This is a genomic window from Natrinema soli (assembly GCF_028618695.1).
In genome coordinates, this window is the sequence record NZ_JAQIVI010000548.1 from 1 (window position 1) to 1,744 (window position 1,744).

Here is a 1,744-nt window from a genome sequence, read left to right on the forward strand (position 1 = left end):
CGCGGCGACCGCGCACGTGCTCGCCGGCGAGGACGTCGACCGCGTCGTGGTCGGCGCTGATACCGTCTTGCCCGACGGTGCCGTCGTAAACAAGACCGGAACGCGAGCGCTCGCGATCACCGCCGACCGCGAGCTGCTTCCGGTGTCCGTCGTCGCGGCGACGGACAAGGTCTCGACCCGTGAGGCCGTAAACCTCGAGTCCGGCGACCGGGCCGCGGTGTACGACGGCGACGCCGGAATCGACGTGCTGAACCCGACGTTCGACGTGACGCCCGCCGACTGCGTGTCCGAGATCGTGACCGAACGCGGCGCGCTCGAGCCCGGTGCCGTGGGGGACGTGGCCGCGGAACTGCGCGGGCTCGAGGAGTGGTAGGGCACTCGCACGCGGATGCCCGTCGGGGCTCGTGACGCAGCGGATCTGTGCGTTCGACAATTTCGAACGCGAACGGATGTCCGTGAGGCTTTTGCGTCCGACGGGGGTATCATCGATCGGTGGCGATGACGAGAGTTACCCCCGCTTAGCCCCTTGTGATGATAGCTTTCACTGAGCCACCGTCTCAGCGGCCCGGAGACGCATCTCCCTGCGATCCTGCGGAATTCGAGGTGACGCGACGGATGGGTCCCGCGGTGACCCGTACCGCGACTACCGCTCGAAGTCGCTCCAGCGTTCTCCCACGGCGAAACTGATCTCGTCTTCGTGGTCGTCCGAGCCGAGAACGACGGCGAGCAGTGTGCTATCCGTGTCCTCGATCGTCACCGTTTCGTCCGCGCGCGTTTCCCCGGCGATGTCGAACCCGTCAGCCAGTTCGACGGAAACCTCGTAGTCGCCGACGGTTCCCCAGACCCGCTCGTACGCTGCCGACGCGTTCGAGTCCCCGTCGTCTTCCTCGTCCTGCGATGCGATCTCGAACGCGTCCGAAAGAGCGATCGCATCGTCCGGATCGACGATTTCGATCGTCCCGTCGATCGGCTCGTCTGTCTCGTTGAAGACGGTCACGTCCTCGAGTCTCTCGCTCGCCGTGGCCGAGCACCCGGCCAACCCGGTAACGGCCATCGCCCCGACCCCGATCAGGGTGCTCCGTCGAGTGACGCGATTCGTTCCGGTCCCGTGCTCGCCGTTCGGACCGGCGTCAATTCGTTGTTGCATAGCGGGACGTTACGACCAATAGTATATCAATATGAAAGGTCGGTGTCCGGGTTAGAAAATCCGCCGACGGAGTCAGTTTTCGGATCGTAATCGACCAAAGGTTCAATCCCGCTTCGTTCGTAGCGGTGCGTATGCATACCCAACTCGAGTCACCGATCGACAGTCTGGGCATCCACGAGTCGGTCGACGACGTCTTTCCGCCGGGGGAGCTCGCAACGTCTCTCGCCGATCTCCCGACCGAGGTCGAGGTCATCGACGACGACGGGATCGCGGGCTGCGACGCGGTCGTCACCCTCGAGTACCGGGAGGCGTTCCTCGATCTGGACTGGATCCACTCGATTCAGGCGGGGGTCGACCGATTTCCGTTCGACGAACTCGAGGAACGCGGCGTCGTCCTCACGAACAGCACGGGTATTCACGACCGGACCGTCGGCGAGACGGTCGCGGGCTACCTGCTCATGTTCGCTCGGCGGCTCCACGACCACGTCGCGAACCAGCGGGAGCGGCGGTGGGATCGACCGGAGTGGGACGAAGCGTTCACGCTCCCGGGGTCGACGGCTTGCGTCGTCGGCACCGGGACGCTCGGCCGGGGCGTCA

Annotated in this window: 2 protein-coding genes and 1 pseudogene; 2 read left to right on the forward strand and 1 reads right to left on the reverse strand. The window is 65.4% G+C overall.

Going from position 1 to position 1,744, the window contains the following annotated elements; translation table 11 throughout:
* A partial coding sequence (locus PGX04_RS26255; RefSeq protein WP_465263848.1) for an eIF2B alpha/beta/delta subunit family protein occupies positions 1 to 373 on the forward strand: 373 nt, incomplete at its 5' end.
* A gap of 270 nt (positions 374 to 643) precedes the next feature.
* Here PGX04_RS26255 and PGX04_RS26260 read toward each other — a convergent pair.
* On the reverse strand, positions 644 to 1,147 hold the full coding sequence (locus tag PGX04_RS26260; RefSeq protein ID WP_273741186.1) for a hypothetical protein: 504 nt from the start codon (positions 1,145 to 1,147) through the stop codon (positions 644 to 646).
* A 131-nt stretch (positions 1,148 to 1,278) separates the two neighbouring features.
* Here PGX04_RS26260 and PGX04_RS26265 point away from each other — a divergent pair.
* Positions 1,279 to 1,744 (forward strand): annotated as a pseudogene (locus tag PGX04_RS26265) (D-2-hydroxyacid dehydrogenase); the annotation flags it as partial.

Coding starts and splice junctions, on each gene's coding strand:
- PGX04_RS26260 (WP_273741186.1), bottom strand. CDS start 1,147: ATGCAACAACGAATTGACGCCGGTCCGAACGGCGAGCACGGGACCGGA.